Below are 22304 nucleotides of genomic sequence, written 5' to 3'. Positions count from 1 at the left end.
GGCGCTAAACAGGCCGGCCGGGTAGCCGTAACATCATGCAATTCGCCCGACCTTTGCCCCTTCACCCCACAATACACTTGCTATGGCCAGCCTCCTCCTCGGCGATTACAACGACCTCGAAGTAGCCCGCGAAACCAGCATCGGCCTCTACCTCACCTCCGACGACGGCGACCTGCTGCTGCCCGAAAAGTACGTGGAGGCCGGCACCCGCGTGGGCGACATCGTGCGCGTGTTCGTGTACCGCGACTCCGAAGACCGCCTCATTGCCACCAACCTGCGGCCACTGGCCCTGGTGGATAGCTACGCCGCCCTCACCGTGAAGGACCACGGCCCGGCCGGCGCCTTCCTGGACTGGGGCCTGGAAAAAGACCTGCTCCTGCCCTACCGCAACCAGCGCCGCGACCTGCGCGTGGGCGAGCGGGTGCTGGTGTACGTGTACCTCGACGAGGAAAGCGACCGGCTGGTGGCCTCGGCCAAGTGGAAGCAGTTTCTGAAAAACACGCCCTTTCCCGGCCAGCCCGGCGACGAGGTGCGCCTGCTGGTGGCCGACGAAACCGAGCTGGGCTACCCCGTCATCGTGAACGGCACGCACCAGGGGCTGCTGTTTCATAACGAAGTATTCCGGCCCCTGCGCCTGGGCGAAACCCTGCCCGGCTTCCTCAAACAAGTGCGGGCCGACGGCAAGCTCGACGTGCGCCTGCAGCAAACCGGCTACGGCGAAGTGGAATCGGCCACCGACACGCTGCTCAAGGCCCTCAAGGCCGCGCCGGGCGGCCGCCTGCCGCTGGGCGACAAAAGCCTGGCCGAGGACGTGTACCGCCGCGTGGGCATGAGCAAAAAGGTGTTCAAGAAGGCGCTGGGCGCGCTGTTCCGGCAGGGCCTGGTGCTGCTGGAGCCGGAGGCGACGGTGTTGAAGTAACGCCTGTCATTGCGAGGCCACAGGCCGTGGCAATCCGTCCTCTCGAAGCGCGACCTTTTCTGATTAACCAGACACGTTTTCTGGCGTAAGGTATTTCGTCTTGGCCTGCTTCGTGTTGTGTGTCGGCATGGTAACAGGCTTTGTCACATCTCAAGGCTAGTTGCGTAGAGAGGACGGATTGCCGCGTTCCGCTGCGCTTCACTCGCAATGATAAACGGCCCCGCCCAAACTTCCGCTATGCAAAAAACCGCTTTACTCGCCGGGGCCACGGGCCTGATTGGGTCGCAACTGCTGCCGCTGCTGCTGCAGTCGGAGCGGTACGCCAAGGTGATTGTGGTGGGGCGCCGGGCCGTGCCCATCCTCCACCCCAAGCTGGTGCAGGTGACCACGGAGCTGGACAAGCTGGAAGACGTGCGCCTCAAGCTCATTGCCGACGACGTGTACTGCTGCCTGGGCACCACCATGGCGCAGGCGGGCTCGAAGGAGGCGTTTTTCAAGGTTGATTTTCTGTACGTGGTGCAGCTGGCGGCGGTGGCGGCCAGCAACTTTGCCTCGCAGCTGCTGGTGGTGAGCAGCATGGGCGCCGACGCCGAAAGCCGCATCTACTACAGCCGCGTGAAGGGCGAGATGGAAACCGCCGTGCGCCAGACGCCGTTTCGGGCCATCCATATTTTCCGGCCCTCGCTGCTGCTCGGCGAGCGGGCGCAGCCCCGCCTGGGCGAGCGAATTGCCGCTGTGGTACTGAAAGCCCTGAACCCGCTGATGCGCGGCCCGCTGCTGAAGTACCGGCCCGTAACTGGGGCCGCCGTGGCCGCCGCCATGCTCCACGCCGCCCAGGACGATGGCGGTGGCGTGCGCGTGCACGAGTCGGCGGAGCTGGCGTTGGCGCAGCCGCGCACCTGACGCCGCGAGCCCGCGGCTACGCATCCATTGAGGGAATCTGAGCCCGCCCACGAGCGGCCAGCGGCCCCGTGCCCGGTCTGCCGGCGCGCCGGTCGCCTCCGTGCTGGCACGGATAAAAAGGAATAGCTGCATCCGTGCTGGCACGGAGGGGGAAGTCGGGGAAAAACCGGGGCTGGTACGGATTGCCCGCCTTTCGTTCATAATCAAATTTTACCCTTGCAAAATCCTGTGTTTGCAAGGGCGGCAGCGGGGGTTTTGCGGGTTCTGAGCTACAGGGCCAAAACGCGCTTTTTTCCAACCTCACCCCTTTTTTCTTTTTATGAAAAACCTCTCCGCTTCCGTTCTTTTCCTGCTACTGGCGCTGGCTGTCCAGCTGGCTTCGGCCCAAACCATTCGCCGCGTGAACAACTCGGGCATCACGGGCACCAACATCTACGGCACTGTGCAGGCGGCCCACGACGCAGCGGCCAGCGGCGACATCATCCAGGTGGAGCCTTCCACAACGGCCTACGGCAACCTTACCTGCACCAAGCCGCTCACCATTGTGGGGCCGGGGTATTTCCTGGGCGAAAACCAGCCGCCGGCCCTGCAAGCCAGCACCATTGATGCGACCCTGAGCACGGTGGTGTTCAACCCCGGCAGCACGGGCAGCACCATTTCGGGCGTGGTTGGCAACACAACCTGGTACATTGCCACCGACAACATCACCGTGCAGCGCTGCCGCCTGCAGGGCTACCTGTACCTGGGCTACAACCGGGTAACGAATTCCGCCGTCATCCGGCAAAACTACATGGACGGCATTCAGCCGTCGAGCGGCAGCACCAATTCGCTCATTACCAACAACATCATCAACGGCAACGTGAACCTGACGGCGGTGGGTACCACCGGCGAGTTCACCAACAACACGGTGGTGAATACGAGTGTGTCGCTGAACGCTTTCACGGTGCGCAACAACTATTTCAACAACAACTTCACCCCAACGGCCAACACCAACTGGGACTACAACTTCTTTACGCAGAGCACGCTGCCCACGCTGGGCACCATCGGCACCCACAACACGGCCAACGTGCCGCTGGCCTCGGTGTTTGCCCAAACCACGGGCTCGCCACAGTTTGACGGCTGGTACAAGCTGAAGACCGGCACCAACCCCGCCGTGGGCGCCGGCCAGGGCGGCGTCGACATCGGGGCCACGGGCAGCGCCACCGGCTACGGCTACCGCTTTGGTGGGCTGCCGGCCATGCCGGCCATCTACCAGCTCAACCAGGCCGTGAGCGGCAACACGCTGAACGTGACCCTGGGCACCCGCTCCAACAACTAAGCGGCGCCGGGTTTATGCACCGCTCTTATGACTTCCGCCCCGCGCCGGGCGGCAGGCGCTGGCCCACGGGCTGGCTGCTGCCGCTGGCGCTGCTGCTCCTGCTGCTCATTGGCGGCATTGTGCGCAGCTACGGCCAGGCCACCATTGCCCGCGCCGAATATTTCGTCGATGCCGACCCCGGCTTTGGGGCGGCCACCGCATTCACGCTGCCGTCCACCCCGGCAGCTGACCTGTCGGGCCTGTCGGCCAGCGTTGCGCTGGGCGGCCTGAGCACCGGCTTCCACACGCTGGGCGTGCGCAGCCAAGACGCCAATGGCGCCTGGAGCCTGACCAACCGCCGTACTTTCTATTACGAGCCGGCGGCGCTCGGCACGCTGCCTAACGTAACCAAGGTGGAATATTTCATCGATGCCGACCCCGGTTTCGGGGCCGCCACCGACGTACCGGTGACGCCCGGCACCGACCTGAGCGGGGTGGCTTTCAACCTGAGCCTGAGCGGCCTGAGCGCGGGCTTTCACCAGCTGGGGGTGCGCTCGCGCGATGCCAGCGGGCAGTGGAGCCTCACCAGCCGGCGCACGTTCTACTACGAGCCCGCCGCGCTGAACACGCTGCCGAATGTCACGAAGGTGGAGTATTTCATCGACAGCGACCCGGGCTTCGGGGCGGCAGTGGACGTGCCCGTGACGGCGGCGACTGATGTCAGCGGCGTGGCGTTCAACGTGAACATCAGCGGCCTGACGGCTGGGTTTCACCAGCTTGGGGTGCGCAGCCAGGATGCCAATGGCCAGTGGAGCCTGACCAACCGGCGCACGTTTTATTACGAGCCGGCGGCCCTCAATACGCTGCCCAACGTGACCAAGGTGGAGTACTTCATCGACGCGGAACCGGGCTTCGGCAACGGCACCGATGTGACCGTGACGGCCGCCACCGACATCAGCGGGTTGGCATTTAATGTGAACTTGAGCAGTTTGACAGCTGGCTTCCACAGCCTGAGCGTGCGCTCGCGCGACGCCAATGGCAAATGGAGCCTGACCAACGTGCGCAGCTTCTACTACGAGCCCGCACTGGCCGCCGCGCCTAATATCAACAAGATTGAATATTACTTCGATAACGACCCCGGCTTTGGCTCCGCCACGGATGTGCCGGTGCCTACGCCGGCCCCGGATTTGGCCAATTTCAGCTTCGCGGCCGATGCCAGCGGACTGAGCGACGGCGTGCACCGCATCTTCTTCCGCTCGCGCGATGCCAACGGCAAGTGGAGCCTGGTGAGCAGCCGCAGCTTCCTGAAGAACGGCTGCGCCTCCTCGCCCAACTTCGCGGCGGGCCTGGCCAGCACCAGCTACAACTCCGGCGGCAGCACCAACGGCCTAGCCGAAACGGCCTTCAACGCCGACCCGGCCGCGCCCACCACCAGCAACAGCTTCTACGGCTACAACGGCAGTCTGCTGCAGGCTGATTTGGGCACGGCCCAGACCCTCAGCGAGGTGCGCTACAAGCTCACGCCCAGTGCCAGCAGCAGCTTCACCCTGCTGCTGCAAACGGCGGCCGCTACCGCTGGACCTTTTAGCACCGTGGATACCTACACCACGAGCCTCGCGGTGGGTACCACCACGCCGGTGGTGCGGACGCTGGCTACCCCGACCACGGCGCGCGTGCTGCGCCTGGTGGTGCAGAATTCTGTTGGCCAATACGCCATTGTCAGCGGTGCGGGCGCTTATTACTTCAACTGCGCGGGCCCGACCATCACCAGCTTTACGCCCACGGGTGGCGGGCCGGGCACGAGCGTGGTGCTCAGCGGCACCAATCTGACCGGGGCTACGGCCGTGACGTTTAACGGCACCGCCGCGCCGGGCTTTGTGGTGAATTCGGGCACCCAGATTACGGTGCCGGCCCCGGCGGGCGGCACCACCGGCCAGATTTGCGTGACCACGCCCGGTGGCACGGCGTGCTCGGCGGCCAGCTACGTGTACCCGCCCACCATTGCCACGAGCACGGTGTCGGCCACGGCGTTTTGCAGCAGCGCGCTCATTCAGGTGCCCTTCACGACCAACATGGCCAGCTACAGTGGTGGCAATCAGTTCAGCTTCCAGCTTTCGGATGCCAACGGTGTGTTTACGGCGAATTCACGGCTGTACGGCTCACTGATTAGCACTAACGCCAACGGCGGGGTGCTGCGCGACTCGGTTGCTTTCCGCACGCCGGCCGGCAGCGGCTACCGCGTGCGCGTGGTGGCCTCAAACCCGGCCATTACCGGGACGGATAATGGTACGAACCTGACCATTTACGCCACGCCCGTGGCCACGGCCTCGGCCACCCAAACCACGGTGCCCTACAACGGTACCATTCAGCTGGCGGCGCAGCCCACGGGCCAAAGTAGCTACCAGTGGTACGTGGCCTACACCAGCGGCGGCACGGCCTACGTGGGCAGCGGCCAGACGCTGAACCTGACCAACGCCCAGCCCAGCCAGAGTGGCAAGTACTTCGTGTACGTGCAGAACACCAGCGGCTGCCAGGACTCGGCCAGTGTGCGGGTGCTGGTGCAGCCGAACGTGGTGCCGGTGCTCACGATGGGCCAGTTTGGCTTTAATGGCTGCGCGGGCGCCACGTTCAACATCGGCTTCGCGGTGTCGGGCAACAGTTTCGGCAGCAGCAACGTGATTACGGCGCAGCTTTCGGACGCCAGCGGCTCGTTTGCCGCGCCCACGGTGATTGGTTCGGCGCCCTTCACGGGCCAGGGCGGCGGAGCCATTTCGGCTACCATTCCCACGAACACCCCCACGGGCAGCGGCTACCGTATCCGGCTGGTGGGCTCCAGTCCAGCGGTAACCAGTACGACGGATAATGGCTCGAACATCGGCATCACGACCCAGCCCACGGCCACGCCGAGCAGCAACTCGCCGGTGGCTTACAACGGCACCATTCAGCTAACGGCCCAGACCGTGGCCGGTGCCTCGTACCTCTGGACTGGCCCGGGCTTCTCCTCGAACCAGCAGAACCCGACCATTGCCAACGCCACGCCCAGCAACAGCGGCACCTACACCCTCTACGTGACGGTGAACGGCTGCCAGAGCCCCGGCACGGCCACGCAAGTCACGGTGAACCCGTCGGCGCAGCCCATTCTGGCCATGGCGCAGCTTAGCGGCTCGACGTGCGCTGGCACCTTCCTCAACATCAATTTCTCGGTGACGGGCAATGCCTTCGGGACCGGTAATACCATCACGGCCCAGCTTTCCGACGCCAGCGGCTCGTTTGCGGCGCCGGTGGCTATTGGTTCGGAACCGTTTACCGGGCAGGGCTCGGGCTCGGTGACGGCTCGGATTCCGCAGAATACGCCGGCTGGCACCGGCTACCGGATTCGCTTGGTGGGCTCGAACCCAAGCGTAATCAGCACGACCGACAACGGCGCCAACCTGACGGTGCCGGTGGCGCCGGTGGCCACGGCCAGCAGCAACTCGCCCGTTGCCACGGGCGGCACCTTGCAGCTGAACGCCGGGCCGAGCGGCGCTACCTACCAATGGTACGTGCAGTACACGGCGGGCGGCATTTCCTTCATCAGCAACCAGCAGAACCCGACGTTCAACAACGTAACCACGGCTTCATCGGGCTTCTACTATGTGTACGTGACGCAGGGCGGCTGCACCGATTCGGCCTCCGTGCGCGTGCTGGTGAACCCGCCAGCCACCGCCACGCTGGCGCTGGGCGCCTTTTCCGGGCAGTTTTGCGCGGGGAATAACTACGCGGTGAATTACACCGTGTTTGGCGCGGGCCTGAGCAACGGCAGCATCACGGCGCAGCTCTCAGATGCCAGTGGCTCGTTTGCTGCGCCGGTTTCGTTGGCCAGCATCAACTTCAATGGCACCGGCTCGGGCAGCCTGGGCTTCACCCTGCCGGCCACTACTGTGGACGGCGCTGGCTACCGGATTCGGCTGGTGAGCACCAACCCAGCCCTGACCAGCGCCGACAACGGCACCAACCTGACCATCTCGAACCTTACGAACGTGGTGGCTGGCTCCAACTCGCCGGTGGCCTCGGGCGCGCTGATTCAGTTTAGCAGCAGCGGCGTACCGACCGGCGCCACCATTGCGTGGACCGGCCCGAACGGCTTCAATAGCACCCAGGCCAGCCCCAGCATCAGCAACGCGAACGCGGCGAACGCAGGCACCTACAGCTTCACTGCCAGCCTCAACGGCTGCTCGGTGACGCGGCAGGTGCAGGTGCAGGTCGGCGCGCCGGTGCTCACGCTTGCCACCGGCAACGTGAGCACCGGCTTCTGCCCCGGTTCGGCTATTGCGGTGCCCTACACCGTGACGGCGGGCGGCGTGAACGGCGGCAACACCTTCACGGTGCAGCTCTCGAACGCTAGCGGCTCGTTCGCCTCGCCGGTTAGCATTGGTTCGCTGAGCAGCAGCGCGGCTAGCGGCACTGTGGCGGCCGTCATCCCCACCAGCACCCCGGCCGGCAGCGGTTACCGGGTGCGCGTGGTGGCCGACAACCCGGCCGCCGTGGGCTCCGACAACGGCGCGAACCTGACCATCGGCGCGCTTACCTATGCCTGGACGGGCGGCGTGAGCACCGACTGGTTTAATGGCGCGAACTGGAGCTGCGGACAGGTGCCTACTGCTACCAGCGTGGTCACCATCCCAAGCGGTGCGAGCTTCTACCCGGTTGTCACGGGGAGCACGGCGGCACTGGCCTTGAATCTGACCATTGCCAGCGGTGCGACGTTCACCAACAACGGCATCTTCAACCTGTATGGCAACGTGACGGTGAACGGCACGGTGGTGGCCAGCAGCACGTCGAGTTGGTACTTCACGGGGGGGATTACGCAGTTCATTTATGGCACCAACCCGCTGCAGGTGGGTAATCTGTACATCAGCTCGGGCTCGACCCTGACGATGAACAACGTGCTGAATGTGTACGCCAACTGGTACAACAACGGCACCTTCGTGGGCGGCCCGCTCTACAACGTGTACTTCAACGGCGCGGGCGGCACGCAGATTATCGGCGGCACGTCCGTGACAACCTTCTACAACGCTTATGTGAACAGCGGCGCGGTGGTGAACCTGGGTTTGAACGCCGTGTTCCTGAACAACTTCGTGGTGAACGGCACCTTCTCAGCCGTGACTTACGGCGTGGTGTTCGGTGGTACGGTGGCGCAGACCATTGGCGGCACGGGCAGCAGCAGCTACTACACCGTCACCATCAACAACCCAGTGGGTGTGACGCTGGTGAGCAACATCACGGTGCTCGGCGACTGGATAAACAACGGCCTGTTCGCGGGCGGCACGTATTCGGTGATTTTCGCCGGCACAGTGGCTCAGATTATCGGCGGCACGGCGGTTACGAACTTCTACAACATCACCTTCAACAACCTGATTTCGGTGACGCTGCACCAGAACATTTACGTGCTGGGCGGCTTCGTGAACACGGGCGTGTTTTATGGCTGGTACCTGAGCGGCGGCAGCACCCTGGGCTACTTCGTGCGCTTCGGCGGCACGGCGGCGCAGGTGATTACAGCAAACCAGACGACCTACTTCTACCACTTCTACGCCGACAACGCGGCGGGCGTGAGTTTGGCCACCAACATCTACATCGCCGGCAACTACTACCTCTACTCGGGCACCTTCAACCCCGGCACTTACACGGTGTACTTCAACGGCAACGAAGGCCCCGGCGTGGTGCAGACGGTGGGCGGCTACACGGCGCTCAGCTTCTACGGCTGGAATGTGGCGAGCGGCGCCTACGTGCGGCTGATTCAGAACGTGACCTTGCTGGGCGGCTTCGCCAACCTGGGCACGTTCTACGGCTACAACCTGGTGGGCGGCGTGTACACGGGCTACACCTTCACCTTCGGCGGCTCGGGGGCGCAGAGCCTGACGGGCGGCGGGGTGTACGAGTTCTGGCACGTGACCTGGAACAACCTGGCGGGCATCACGCTCAACCAGAACATCAGCGTGTGGGGCAACTGGCTGAACAACGGCGGCTACCTGGCCAACGGTTACCTCGTCAATTTCATGGGCAACGTGGCCCAAACCATCGGCGGCTCGGTGCTTACCGTGTTCCACCACGTCACCATCACCAACACGGTTTCGGTGTCGCTGCTGCAGGCCGTGACGGTGCTCGGCAACTGGGCCGGCGCGGGCGTGTTCCTCGGCAATGGCTACCTGGTGTACTTCAACGGCACGGCGGCCCAAACCATCACGGCGGGGCTGAGCACGCGGTTTTTCGACCTGCGCTTTAATAATCCGACGACAGTTACGCTGCTCTCGAACATCTACCTGAATGGCAACTGGACGCATGATGGCGGCTTCGTCGCCAACGGCTTCCGGGTGTTCTTTAGCGGCAATGCGTTGCAGACCATTGCGGGCACGGTGCTCACGCAGTTCCACCACCTCACCATCGTTAACGGCGCCAGCGTGCAGCTGGCCCGCGTGGTCACCATCCTCGGCGACTGGACGAACGACGGCAGCTTCCTGCACGGCAACTACACGGTGACCTTCGCCGGCAGCGGCGCCCAGCTCATCAACGGCGCGGTGGTCACGAACTTCTCCGGAATCACCTTCCTGAACACGGGCACCGTGACGCTGGGCAGCAACATCCGCGTGGCGGGCGCCTGGACGAATAGCGGCGTCTTCGTGCCGGCTACTTACACGGTGTTCTTCAACGGCAGCGTGGCGCAGGTGATTGGCGGCACGGCCGTCACCACTTTCTTTGGGCTCAACATCCTGAACACGGTGGGCGGCGTGAGTTTGAGCGGGCCCATTTTCATCCAGGGCAACCTGGTGAACGATGGCCTCTTTAGCTGCGCCAATTACCTCGTCACCTTCAACGGCACGGCCTTGCAGAACATCGGCGGAACGAGCACCACCATCTTCGGCAACATCACCACCAACAACGCGGTGGGCGTGGCCCTGGGCCAGAACATCCGGGTGCGCGGCGACTTCCGCAACCTGGCCCTGTTCACGGCCGGCGGCTACGTGGTGTACTTCGACGGCAGCGCGGCCCAGGGAATTTACTCCACCGGCACGCTCACCTTCCACGATGTGGTGTTTGCCAACCTGGCCGGCGTGACCCTGCAGAACAACATCTTCCTGACCGGCAGCTGGACCAACAACGGCGGCTTCCTGGCCAATGGCAAGCTGGTGACCTTCACCGGCTCGGTGCTGCAGCTCATCGGCGGCGCGGTGGCCACGGTGTTCCACCACTTCACCATTGCCACCGGCGCTACGGTGCGTCAGGACTTGGGCATTACGCTGCTGGGCGACTGGACCAACAACGGCAGCTTCCTGCCCAACAACCTGCTGGTGTACTTCAACGGCACCGCGCTGCAAACCATCGCCGGCACGGCCCTGACGACCTTCTACGACGTGACGTTTAATAACGCGGTGAACGTGCGCCTGGGCCAGAACATCGACGTGACGCGTAACTTCGTGAACCAGGGCGGCTACTGCGGCTGCGGCTTCCGCACCCGCTTCAATGGCACGGTGGCCCAGAGCATCACCTGCACCTCGGGCCGCACCCACTTCCACGATATCACCTTTGCCAACGCGGCCGGCGTGACGCTGCTCGACGGCATCTACGTGAGCGGCCTGTGGGTGAACAACGGCGGCTACCTGGCCAACAGCCAGACGGTGATTTTCGACGGGACGGCGCTGCAAACCATCGGCGGCACGGTGCTGAGCGCCTTCTACAACGTGGGCATCACCAACGCGGTGGACGTGCAGCTGCTGCGCGACATCACCGTGGCCGGCTTCTGGAACAACACCGGCATCTTCCACGGCCAGGGCTTCGGCGTCACCTTCAATGGCACGGCGCTGCAAACCATCACCACCACCGGCGCCGCGGCCCGCAGCTACTTCCACCACGTGACGTGGGCCAACCTGGTGGGCTGCGTGCTGGGCGGCGACATCTACGTGGCCGGCAACTGGCTCTGCAACGGGCCCTTCAACCCGGCCACCTACACGGTGTACTTCAACGGCACGGTGGCCCAGACCTGCGGCGGCACCCAGCAAATCCGCTTCTTCGGCCTGAACTGCGCCAACGCCGCCGGCGTGACCTACAGCGGCCCGGTGTACCTGCTCGGCAACTTCGTGAACACCGGCCTGGTGAACTGCGGCGCCTTCGGCTGGTACTGCATCGGCACCGGCCCGCAGACCATCGGCGGCATCTCGGCCACGCCCACGCGCTTCTACGACCTGTTCATTCAGAACGCCAGCGGCGTGACGGCCACCGACAACTGGTTCCTGACCCACCTGCTGACCCTGACCACCGGCAACCTGGCCTCCAACGGCCACCTCACCCTCACGAGCAACGCCAGCGGCACCGCCATGGTGGTGAACCCCGTGGGCGGCGGCGTGGTGACGGGCGTTTCGACCATGGAGCGCTTCATTACGGGCCTGAGCGGGGCGCCCGGCTACCGCCACTACTCCTCGCCCATGAAGCTGAGCGCCGCCGGCATCAGCACCACCGTGCAGGAGTTTGCCGACGACCTGCCGGTGTTCGAGCTGAACCCGGCCTACAACACGGCCGGCAACACGGCCACGCCGTTCCCCACCTTCTTCCAGTACGACGAAACCCGCCTCACGGCCTCCAAACCCGGTTTCGACGACGGCTGGATGGTGCCCACCGCCACCGACGACCTGCTGCCCCTGCGCGGCTACACCGCCCAAACCCTGCCCACCACCACGGTGGACATTTCGGGCCTGCTCCAAACCGGCAACGTGAGCTACAGCCTGGGCCGCGGCAGCCTGGCCAACTCCGGCTGGCACATGCTCGGCAACCCCTACCCCGCCCCCATGGACTGGGACGTGGCCCGCAGCACCACCGGCATGCTCAGCGGAGTGGCCGATGCCCTCTACGTGTTCGAGCCCAGCGGCCAGTACACCGGCACCTACAAAGCCTACGTGAACGGCCTCGGCCAAAACGGCGGCACCAAGGACCTGGCCGCCATGCAGGGCTTCTTCGTGCGGGCCACCGCCCCCACGGCCAGCGTGAGCCTCACCAACGCCGTGCGCGCCACCAGCTACCTTTCGCCGGTGTTCAACCGCACCACCACGGCGCCCCCGGTGCTGCGCCTCGAAGCCCGCAACCTGGCCACCGCCACCGCCGATGAAACGGTGGTGTACTTCGAGCCCGGCGCCGCCCTCGGCTTCTCGGCCCGGCACGACGCCTACAAGGTGCAGCTCAACGGCAACGGCCGTCCCAGCCTCTGGAGCCAGGCCGGCGCCGAGAGCTTCGCCATCAACGGCCTGCCCGACCTGGCCACGGCCCCCGTCATCCCCCTCGGGGTGCGCGTGAGCCAGGACGGCGCCCACGAGCTGACCCTCACGGGCCTGACCGATGCCCCCGCCGGCACCCAGGTGTGGCTCGAAGACCGGGTGCTGAACCGCCGCCAGAACCTGGCCGCCAGCCCCACCTACGCCTTCTCGATGCTGGCCAGCTACACCGGCCAGCGCTTCTACCTCAACTTCGTGGCCGGCACCGTCACGGCCGTCACCACCGGCCAGCTCGCCGCCCGCACCGCCCTCTATCCCAACCCCACCACCGCCCGCGCCACCCTGGAGCTGGCCGGCCTGCGCGAGCAGGGCCCGGTGAAAGTGGAAGTAGTGAACGTGCTGGGCCAGACGGTGCGCCAGCTGAGCACGCGCCCCAAGCAGGGTTTCCTCTCCGAAACCATCGACCTCAACGGCCTAGCCACCGGCGTGTACACCGTGCGCATCCACGCCCAGGAAGGCACGGTGGTGAAACGCCTGGTGAAGGAGTAGCCCGCCGCCGCTTGAACAGCAAAAAGCCCCGCCAGTGTCTGGCGGGGCTTTTTTGGTGGGCATAGGCTTTATTAAGAGAATCATCATCTAATGGTATAAAGAAAAAAATTGGCCTTAGATTGCCAGTCCAAAACGGCAATGACAACAAGATGAGCAGGTAGCAAAGAGCATCTAAATCATCAATCACCTTAGTTAATACACCATTTCTTATGCGCTTACTGCCGTCTGACCCGGATATCGGAACTATTGTAACGAGAATTAATAACGGTGATATTAATCTGCAACCAGACTTTCAAAGAGGTGAGGTATGGAGCACACCGAAGAAACAACGGTTAATAGACAGCATTATGAGGGATTGGCACATACCGCCAATTCATGTTATTGAGCTTAAAGACTCTTCTAAATTAGAGGTATTAGATGGCCAACAAAGACTAGTAGCTATTCGCGACTTTGTTAATGGAGAAATATTTATTGATGGCAACGTCGCACCTTTTAGCGAAGAAATTCAAGCCCTGAATGGATTAGACTACAAATCATTACCTAATAATTGGCGAAGACGGTTTGACCAATTCACAATAAGAATGTTCAAAATAACTGACTATTTACCCCAAGAACCAGGCGAGTTATTTTTTAGGCTAAACCAACCAGCATCACTGACGTCTGCAGAGCAAAGAAATGCATTTTATGGAGAGGCCAGAGGTCAAATAAAGAGCCTTGTAGAGCTACTACTTGACTTAGGCATCAGCAAAGAGTTTATAGGTTTTTCAAATTCCAGAATGGCCTATGACGATATTATAGCCAGACTTTGTTTTTCATTAGAAATAGGAGACTTGCTACACAAGGTCACTTCAATAGCGTTAGCAAATAGGTACAGATTTGACGAACCGTTTAATTCTGAAACTATACACCTTGCCGAAAAAAGCATCTACTTTTTAGGCAATGCCTTAAAACAAAGCCCCGCTACTATTCGCTTCAATAAAGCTACTTTATATTCATGGCTGTGGTTTGTATGTGACAATATTAAATACAATTCAAATTTTGACCCATACTACTTCGCGAAATATATTGACTATTTCGAGAGACTGAGAAATATGTCAAAGGCGTTTGGCAACCCGAGAGCATATGGTCACCAATTCCGATATGATGAAATACCTTCTAACAAAGCTGGTGGCTTTGAAATAGGCTTAATGCAAGTTTACAACGATAGAGCTAGTGCTAGAGTAGCTGATGTATCTTCCGTACTATCACGCGACCTAGTAATATGGACTCTATTCGTGCTAATATCTGACGATACGAATCTTGAGTATCTACCTGCCAACCATAAAAAGACCACACTAATAATGAACGGACTGCATAATTTTGGAAAATTCAACGGAATAGACGCTGATAATTATGTTTCAAGAATGATAGAAGCTGGGTGGAACGGCGAAATCAATTAATATAATTTCCAAAATTATTAAACACTAAAGCTATGCGGCTCGCTAAGACAGGGGATACTTGGAGAAACCTATATAAAAGAAATTTCAAAAACAGGATAACCAGCCTTGAATTTGACGGAATCACAGGCATAGGCAAAGGCAAAGTTTCCTTTTCTGGTGGTATAACGGTAATTTGCGGAGCAAATGGTGTTGGCAAAACAACGTTACTCAATGCTTTACTACTGTCGATAAAATCGATAGTAAGTCCGGTTCCACATAATATTAAAAGCAGATTTAATTCATCTGTTTTGCTTGTAAGCGCTATTGAAAATGGAGAAGAGCGCACATATTTAAAATCAAGTTCCGACGAAGAAGTTGGCCTCAGCGTCGAAATAGGCTATATCGATTCTTCTCACAAGAGCTCAAGACTTATTGATTTTTTCTCTGAAATGACAAATAGAGAAGAACTCTTTGAAGGTATTGACCCAATACATTACAGCGAAGAAGAAATCAAACTCATTTCTTATGTGACTGGAAAGAACTATTCTTCATGCGATGTATATGAAATTGATGCTTTTGACCCGGAAGCTATAAGTGGTTTTGATGATGTCATACCATATTTCAAGGTAGTGGATAGTAACACTGAATATGGGTTAGAGATGATGGGGCTGGGTGAGCTTGCTGCACACTTATTGATTTGGTCAATAAAACGTGCCCCACAAGATTCTATTTTCTTTTTAGAAGAACCAGAATCATTTATCTCACCCAAAGCGCAGGTCAACTTAATGAATTATATAGCCAGCGTGAGTTTAGACAAAGGCATATGGTTAGTTATTACTACTCATTCTATGGGAATCGTCTCTAACATCCCCCTCAATCATATAAAAATATTATCAAAAAATCACGATGGAATCGACATAATAGAAACGCCGAACCAATTTCAGTTAAATATGATACTCGGCATTTCCTTTTCATATTCAGGAATTCTTTTTGTGGAGGATATGGCTAGTAAAGTATTTACTCGTGCAATTTTAGAACATTTTGATGGGGATATCTCTAGAAGAATTGATATAGTGAAAGCAGGGTCTTCCTCTGCCATTTCAAATGTATTATATAATTTTCCAAAACCATCTAAAGAATGGTTGAAGATTATTGGTGTTTATGACGGAGATATATGGCCTCAGAAAAAGAGTGTAATAGATGACAAAAAAGTCAAGTGGGAGTACTTGTTTTTACCTGGTCCAGTAGCCCCTGAGATTTTGCTTCGTGATTTCTTCAGAAATAACACTTATGGATTGGAAAACAAACTTGCTGTTACTGAATCGAATCTAAAATTCGCATTGAATAGCCTAGATGGCTGTAATCATCATGATTGGCCTACAGATTTAGCAAGATTTTTAGAAGTCAATGAGGAAGACATGCTCAGAGATATGTTCAGATTATGGCTAGAGGCACCGCAAAATGAAACACAAGCTAGAGCTACATTTGACGACATTAGTGCTAAATTTTCTAAACAACAATAGCTAAAAAAGCCCCGCCAGCAACTGGCGGGGCTTTTCGTTTCTCCGGCGGCTTAGGCGGACTTCTTCGCGTCGGGGTCGTCTTTGCCGCCGCCCCCGCCGAGGACGATGAGCTTGGTGTAGCCCTGGAAGCGCAGCCACACCTCGTGTTTGGTGGGCGAGTTTTCGTAGGCCTTGAGCTGCGTGCGCATTTCCTTGATGAGGTTGGCGTTGCGGCGCAGCAGGGCGATGAGGGTTTTGCGCTCGGTGCTGCCTTCCACCACGGCGGTGCGCTGGCTTTCCTGCTTTTTCTCGAAGCAGGGGCGCTTGAACTGGGAAGCTACTAGCTTTGCCCGATGCAGTTACCAGCAACTACCCAAAACGAGCACACCATTGCTTTTCAGGCTTTCGATAAGTCACCAGCGCTGGCGGAGTTCCTGCTTAACAACCGCTGGGAAAAGGTTCATGGCCTCTCGCCCGGTGTTCGTCGGGTGCGGGTGATAGTCGGTGGGGCGCTCACGGTCAAGCCGCATCACGTCACCACACTCGCCTGCCTGCTCGAAGAATACCGCCTCGCAGGCGTAGCTATCCAGTTTGAGTCGGGCAATGCAGTTGTGTACCGCTACCTGGAAGGCATTCACTTCTTCGCGCGCTTCGCTGAACCCGCCGCGGCGGCCGCGCCGGCGCTTACGCAGCCGAACGACCCGACTTCGTTCGGCTTGTGGCCGGTAGAGCCAGAAGGCATGAACGATTTCGTGCATAGCGCTTACCAGCACTTCAAGGGGTACTTTTTTCAGGACAAGAGCCTGGATTTTCTGACCATCTACTTGGGCGAGATGTTCAACAACGTTTTCGACCACGCCTTTGCCGTTTCCGCTAGGGAGCGCGTCGCCTTCGCGATGTTGCAATACTATCCAAACAGCAAGCGCCTGCTCATTGCCGTTTCCGACTTTGGCATGGGTATTCCCCAAACGGTTAACCGCTACCTGCAAAGCCAACGGCAGGAGCCCGTCACAGCGCCCGAGGCCCTGCGCAAGGCGCTGGAGTTTCGCTTCACGGCACAGTCCCGGCCGCACAACCAGGGGCGGGGCCTCGACACCCTGCGCACCGGTGTCCGGGAGTTGAATGGTACGCTTACCATCCAAACCACCCGGGCCATTTACCACGTCAGCCGCGACGGGACCGAATTTATTCACGAATTATCCGACGTTGCTTTCCCGGGCACCACCCTGGCCGCCAGAATTTACCAGGATGGAATGCGCCCGGAAGAAAACGACCTGCTCGAAGACGAAACCGCGCTGTTTTAAACCAAAATGGCGTATAATAGCTTATTATTCCAACGACCACTCGCCCCAACTCATGTCCACCACAGCTCCTACCAGCCCGGTTCTGACGGTAGCTACCCTCACCCCCGGCACCATTTCCAACGCCGACGGCTACAAGCTGTTGCTGGCACTGAAGGAGGCCATGGCCGCGCAGCCGGGCCCCGTCACGCTCGACCTAACCGACGTCATTGGGTTCTCCAGCTCGTTTCTTAATTCCTCGCTTGGTGCCCTGTTTGAAGAAATGGGCGTGACCGGTTTCAAGCGCCTGCGCCTGAGCAACTACAAGCCCACGCAACTCAAGCAGCTAAAGGATTATATGGCCGACGTAGCGCAAACGCACAACGCCGAGTAGCCATAACACAGTAACAGCTCCACAAAAAAGCCCCACCAGCAACTGGCGGGGCTTTTCGTTTCTCCGGCGGCTTAGGCGGCGGGCTTCGCGCCGGGGCGCCTTAACTTAGCATCTTTAGGAAAAGGAGGATTTAATTAAGTTCATTCCACTTCATTATCATGCCGGAAGTAGATAATGCCGAGTACCTCCTTCAGATTTTCCTCTACAAATAGTGCGCAACTGGCCTCCAGGCACTCGACTTCGAGAAAACGGATGTTGGCCAGCGAGCTAGCAGCCATTGCTTTTACACTTTGTATCATTCCTTCGTAGTATTCCGCTGTGATGTCTAGCGCGACAATGTCTTGAGGCGTGGGGTCGTAATTCAGTCCCATACGGTTCTTATAGACCTCGTATAAGTGGTAACGGGGCAGTACAAAGTCCATGGTAGCCGAAGAGGCCAGTGCTTGCAGTAGCGCGAGGAGTTCCGGATTGGAAGAATCCCCTTTGGCCATTAATCCGCGCAGTACATCTTGTGAAACAGGTCGCATGAGAACAGGGAAGAAACCGTAAGTAAGCACCCTATTCCAAGGTGTTGCCCGAAGGATGAACGAGTGTTTAAAAAAAGGATGGTATTCTTACCACAAGTTACTCCCTTATCTAAATACAACTTCATAAAAAGCCCCGCCAGTTGCTGGCGGGGCTTTTCGTTTCTCCCGCGGCTTAGGCGGGCTTCTTCGCGTCGGGGTCGTCTTTGCCGCCGCCCCCGCCGAGGACGATGAGCTTGGTGTAGCCCTGGAAGCGCAGCCACACCTCGTGCTTGGTGGGCGAGTTTTCGTAGGCCTTGAGTTGGGTGCGCATTTCCTTGATGAGGTTGGCGTTGCGGCGCAGCAGGGCGATGAGGGTTTTGCGCTCGGTGCTGCCTTCCACCTCGCTCAGGCGTCGGCTGGCGTGCTTCTGCTCGAAGCGGGCCAGCAGGCGGGTGGTCTCGGCCAGGTCGGCGGCCGTGAACTCGCGCTTGGCCAGCGGGGCGGCCAGGGGCTGGGCCTCCTTCAGCAGGGCGCCCACCATGGTGGCCAGGCTGGCATCGCCGGCTTCCGACAGCTGGCTGCGCGAGTAGCGCACGCGGCCGGCCAGGTCCTCGTCGGTATTGCTTTTGCTGGCGGCGTAGCCTTGTAGGGCGGCGGCCAGGCGGTAGGCCAGCGGCTTGAGCAGGGCCTTGGCGCTGGTTTTCTGCTCGGTCACGGTGCCGGCGTCGTCGCCCATCACGGCCTCTTCCAGCTGGCGGGCTTTGGCCAGGTTGGCGGCGTGCTCGTCGCGCAGGGGCGCGAGGTCGTCTTCCAGGGCGGCGTAGAGGGCCTTGTCGGCTTGCAGGCCGTTGGCGGTGGCGGTGTCGCGCCGCAGTTGGGCGTCGAGCTTGTTGTTGTCCATGTAGTTGAACGTTAGGGGTAGATGTATCCGCCAAACGTAGCAAATATTCTGGTATTGCCGCGCTTAGATAGCCGGCCGAAGCCCCGCCCCTGCCCGCCGAACGCCGGACCCGGCCTTCCGAAGCACGTTCCCGGGCTTCCGAAGCACCGCCAGCACCTTCCGAACGCCCGCCAACCGCTTCCGAAGCCCAAACCTTCGCTGCCGAACGCCCGCCAACGGCTTCCGAACCACAAACCTTGCCCGCCGAAGCCCCGCCAACCGTTTCCGAACCACAAACCCGGCCGCCGAAGCCCCGCCCGCGCCTGCCGAAGCACAAACCTTCGCGCCGAACAGGAAACCTTCGCGCCGAAGCACAAACCTTCGGGCCGAACAGGAAACCTTGCTGCCGAAGCACAAGCCTTCGGGCTGCTGGCGCGTGTCTCCGGCGGGGCGCTGGCCGGGGCCATGCGTATTTTGCGGCTCTGCTATGGCCTCTTCCCTGTTTCCGCTTTGGGCCCTCACGGCCGGCCTGCTGTTGGCGGGCACCGCGCTGCCGCCCCGTCCCGCCACCGGCCCGCGGCTGCCCCGCGACGGCCAGGAGCTTTATCGCCGCTACCGGGGCGAAGTGGCGGGCCGGCCGGTGGTGGTCGAATTCACCTTTCGCCGGCTGACGGGCCTGCCCAAAGAAGTCCAGCTCGACCTGACGGGCCGGTACTACGACCTGGCCACCGGAACGCCGCATGACCTGCGCCCCATGGGCCTGTTCAAGCCAGCGGCCCCGCTCACCCTGCGCGACGAAACCGACCCGGCCGTGGCGGGCGCGGTGTGGCACGCCACCCAGCCGCTGGGGCCCGTGCTGAGCGGCACTTGGCAGGCCCGCGCCCAGGGCCCGCCGCAGCCGTTTGCCCTGCGCGAGGACTACGCCGGCGCGGCCCGCTTCGAACTTCTGACCGAGCAAACCACCGGCCGGCGGGGCATCAACGCCTTCGGCAACCCCGCCCGCTCTTCCATCAGCATCACCTACCTGCACCTGCTGGGCGCCGACACCCTGCGCCCAGCGCTGGCGCGGCTGCAGTGCCCGGGGCCGGTGCGCCGCCGCCGCGAGCGGCACGCCCTCGACCAGGTAGCCAGCGCCCAGGACATGGCCAACATCTACGACCAGTCGCTCGACGTCACGCTCAACGAGCAGGACCTGCTGGCCTGCGCCACCTACACCCAGGAAGACGTGGTGGACCACCGCCGCGCCCAGCACTCCTGGAACAACATCGTGTATGACCTGCGCACCGGCCGGCAGTTCGGCCTGCTGGAGTTACTGCGCCCGGGCGCCGATACCATCGTGCAGCGCCTCATCACGGCCCAGCTCCGGCGCGGCGACCCCACCTATGCCGCCCTGCTGGAGCTCGGCCCGGGCCTGCTACCCCTGCCCGACGAGGACTTTGCCCTCACGCCCGCCGGCTGCCAAGCCACCTACCAAACCGCGCCCGAAGATGAGCCCTTCTACGCCTACACCGTGACCCTGACCTGGGCCCAGCTGCGTCCCCTGCTACGCCCCGGCACGCCCCTCAACCGCCTGTTGGAGGCCCGGGGCCTGCCGCCGGTCCGGTAGCGGGCGCGGGCTCCTGCCCGTTTACACGGGCCCGGCAACGCTGCTCAGCCATCTTGCACCAGTCAGCCAGCTTGCCCAAACCACCCCACCAAAAAGCCCCGCAGCTGGCTGCGCTTTTCCTTTCCTCAGCAGCTTAAGCGGCTGACTGCGCGGCGGGGGTTGCCTTTGCCCCCGCCGCGGATGACGCGCTTGGTGTCGCCCGGGTGGTGCAGCCGGCGCCCCGCGGCGCCAGAAGCCCCTACCGGATGCGGGCGCAGTTGCAATACACCCGAATGGCCCGCGAGCTGCCGCTGCTGTTGCTCACGCGCAGCAGCCACGTGGTGGTGGGCGCGTTGGGGTCCGGGGAGCTGAAGTTGACGGTGATGTCCTGCTGGGCGCTGTTGAAGTCGCGGTGGCCCCCGCCCCCGGTTACCAGGGAAGTGCCGGCGGGGCAGGTGGCGGTAAACTGGCCGTAGCTGTTGCCGTTGAGGGTGTAATCCGTGTAGGTCAAGGACAGGCCCAGGTCGAGGTTGCCGGCGAAGCGGGCGTCGCCGTTTGCGCTCAGCGCCAAGGCCTCCACGAGGTTGCCGGCGTTGGTGGTGCGCAGGTTCAGGCCGATGCTGGTGCCGGCCCCGGGGCTGGGCACGCGGGCCTGCACGTAGGCCGTGCCGCTGGTGCCGTTGTAGGGGGCCAGGTAGAGGTGGCCGGGCAGGTACACGCTCTGGCTGCTGCCGTTGTTGGGGTCGTCCACGAGGTAGGCGTCGCCGCCCCCGTTCACGTCGAACTTGCCCCGCGGCGCGTCCGGGCCGATGCCCACGTTGCCGGTGTTGCTGATGCGCAGGCCCACGCTGCCGCCGTTGCCCACCAGGAAGTAGGGGCCGAGGTCGAAGTTGGCATTGGCCTTGGGGTTTTGCCAGGTGCCGTAGCCCACGCCGTCGGACGTGAGCACCTTGCCCGTGCCCTGGCTGCCGTCTACGATGCGGATAACCCCACCGGCGCCCACGTAGCCCGGGTGCTGGGCCAGCCCCACCCAACGGTAGGGCCCGCCGGGCTTGCCCGCCGAAAAGATGCCGCCCCAGCCGTCGGCGCGGTAGGCGTTGCCCCACACGGCGTAGTCGATGTCCTGCCCATAAGGCCCGCGGCCGTAGCCGGAAAGCATGGTCCGGCTGAAGAAGCGGTTGGATTTGCTGCGCGTAATCAGGGCCGCGCTGGGTCCTTGCACGTAGGCGCCGAGCTCCACCTGGGCCGTCGAGTCGCCCAGCGACGCGGTGCCCGCCCCGGTCAGCCGTTCGTTGTTCAGGTCGAAGGTTCGGGTGGCGGTGTGGTTGCCCAGATTGTCGCCGGAGCGGGTTTTGTCGGGGATGTAAAGCCAGGTGTTGCTCATGGCGTACCAGAAACCCTTGCGCCCGTCGGTCTGAAACACCATCAGCCCATCGGGCGGCGCGCCAATGCCCACGCGGGTCGCCGAATCCATCCGCGGAATGAGCAGGCCCTTGCCCGTGGCCGAGATGTCGAGGGCCGCTTTTGGGTCGGGGGTGGTGGTGCCAATGCCCACCGACTGGGCCGTGGCGGCCAGCGGCAGGCTGAGCAGGGCCGGCAGCAGCCAGCTCCAGGCGTAGTTTTTATTCATAGTAGTAAAAGCGCAGGCACCGGATACAAGAACTGAAGCAAGAACTTCGATGGCCAGCCAAAAATACAAGGCAGTCCCGTTTTTGCCCTAGCGCGGTATGTGAACGACCGCAACCGGTATGTCGGCGGGCCCACACGGAGTGTGGCTGCGCTGGCAGCGGGCCCGGAAGCCGCTTTCACGGCCGCAAGGCGGCAGGACACGGGCC

General features: G+C 61.2%; 13 protein-coding genes. 9 read left to right on the top strand and 4 right to left on the bottom strand.

The window, feature by feature from the left end; all coding sequences use genetic code 11:
* Positions 1-82 precede the first annotated feature (82 nt).
* The 6 genes from MTP16_RS10950 to MTP16_RS10925 all read left to right on the top strand — a co-directional run bounded on the left by MTP16_RS10950 (position 83) and on the right by MTP16_RS10925 (position 15845).
* The gene (locus MTP16_RS10950; protein WP_243519651.1) at positions 83-919 is read left to right on the top strand and encodes a CvfB family protein; all 837 of its coding nucleotides are present in this window, start codon (positions 83-85) and stop codon (positions 917-919) included.
* Between the two features lie 237 nt (positions 920-1156).
* Complete coding sequence (locus MTP16_RS10945) at positions 1157-1822, top strand: NAD-dependent epimerase/dehydratase family protein (RefSeq protein ID WP_243519649.1); 666 nt, start codon at positions 1157-1159, stop codon at positions 1820-1822.
* A 319-nt stretch (positions 1823-2141) separates the two neighbouring features.
* Positions 2142-3140, top strand: coding sequence for a right-handed parallel beta-helix repeat-containing protein (locus MTP16_RS10940; RefSeq protein ID WP_243519647.1), 999 nt, complete (start codon positions 2142-2144; stop codon positions 3138-3140).
* Positions 3141-3154: 14 nt separating this feature from the next.
* Positions 3155-12904, top strand: a complete 9750-nt coding sequence (locus MTP16_RS10935; protein ID WP_243519645.1) for a T9SS type A sorting domain-containing protein — start codon at positions 3155-3157, stop codon at positions 12902-12904.
* A gap of 209 nt (positions 12905-13113) precedes the next feature.
* On the top strand, positions 13114-14343 hold the full coding sequence (locus tag MTP16_RS10930; RefSeq protein ID WP_243519642.1) for a DUF262 domain-containing protein: 1230 nt from the start codon (positions 13114-13116) through the stop codon (positions 14341-14343).
* 32 nt (positions 14344-14375) lie between these two features.
* Positions 14376-15845 (top strand): AAA family ATPase, encoded by a 1470-nt coding sequence (locus MTP16_RS10925; RefSeq protein WP_243519640.1) that lies wholly within the window; start codon positions 14376-14378, stop codon positions 15843-15845.
* A 50-nt stretch (positions 15846-15895) separates the two neighbouring features.
* Here MTP16_RS10925 and MTP16_RS10920 read toward each other — a convergent pair whose 3' ends face one another.
* Positions 15896-16102, bottom strand: a complete 207-nt coding sequence (locus MTP16_RS10920; protein ID WP_243519638.1) for a hypothetical protein — start codon at positions 16100-16102, stop codon at positions 15896-15898.
* 75 nt (positions 16103-16177) lie between these two features.
* Between MTP16_RS10920 and MTP16_RS10915 the strand changes: the two genes are divergently transcribed.
* Positions 16178-17128: a hypothetical protein gene (locus tag MTP16_RS10915; protein WP_243519636.1), complete on the top strand. Its 951-nt coding sequence runs from the start codon at positions 16178-16180 to the stop codon at positions 17126-17128.
* 52 nt (positions 17129-17180) lie between these two features.
* Positions 17181-17498, top strand: a complete 318-nt coding sequence (locus MTP16_RS10910) for an STAS-like domain-containing protein (protein WP_243519634.1) — start codon at positions 17181-17183, stop codon at positions 17496-17498.
* 140 nt (positions 17499-17638) lie between these two features.
* Here the strand turns inward: MTP16_RS10910 and MTP16_RS10905 are convergent, their stop codons facing one another.
* Both MTP16_RS10905 and MTP16_RS10900 read right to left on the bottom strand, forming a co-directional pair.
* Positions 17639-18025: a hypothetical protein gene (locus MTP16_RS10905; protein WP_243519632.1), complete on the bottom strand. Its 387-nt coding sequence runs from the start codon at positions 18023-18025 to the stop codon at positions 17639-17641.
* Positions 18026-18197: 172 nt separating this feature from the next.
* Complete coding sequence (locus MTP16_RS10900) at positions 18198-18905, bottom strand: hypothetical protein (protein WP_243519630.1); 708 nt, start codon at positions 18903-18905, stop codon at positions 18198-18200.
* A gap of 466 nt (positions 18906-19371) precedes the next feature.
* On the opposite strand from MTP16_RS10900, the gene MTP16_RS10895 reads away from it, so the two are divergent.
* Positions 19372-20490, top strand: coding sequence for a hypothetical protein (locus MTP16_RS10895; RefSeq protein WP_243519628.1), 1119 nt, complete (start codon positions 19372-19374; stop codon positions 20488-20490).
* Between the two features lie 238 nt (positions 20491-20728).
* On the opposite strand, the gene MTP16_RS10890 is transcribed toward MTP16_RS10895, so the two are convergent.
* Entirely contained in the window at positions 20729-22099 is a 1371-nt protein-coding gene (locus MTP16_RS10890) for a hypothetical protein (protein ID WP_243519626.1), read from the bottom strand.
* Positions 22100-22304: the final 205 nt, after the last annotated feature.

Origin of the sequence: Hymenobacter monticola (assembly GCF_022811645.1) — a bacterium.
Classification (GTDB): domain Bacteria; phylum Bacteroidota; class Bacteroidia; order Cytophagales; family Hymenobacteraceae; genus Hymenobacter; species Hymenobacter monticola.
This window is presented reverse-complemented; position numbering and strand designations above follow the sequence as displayed.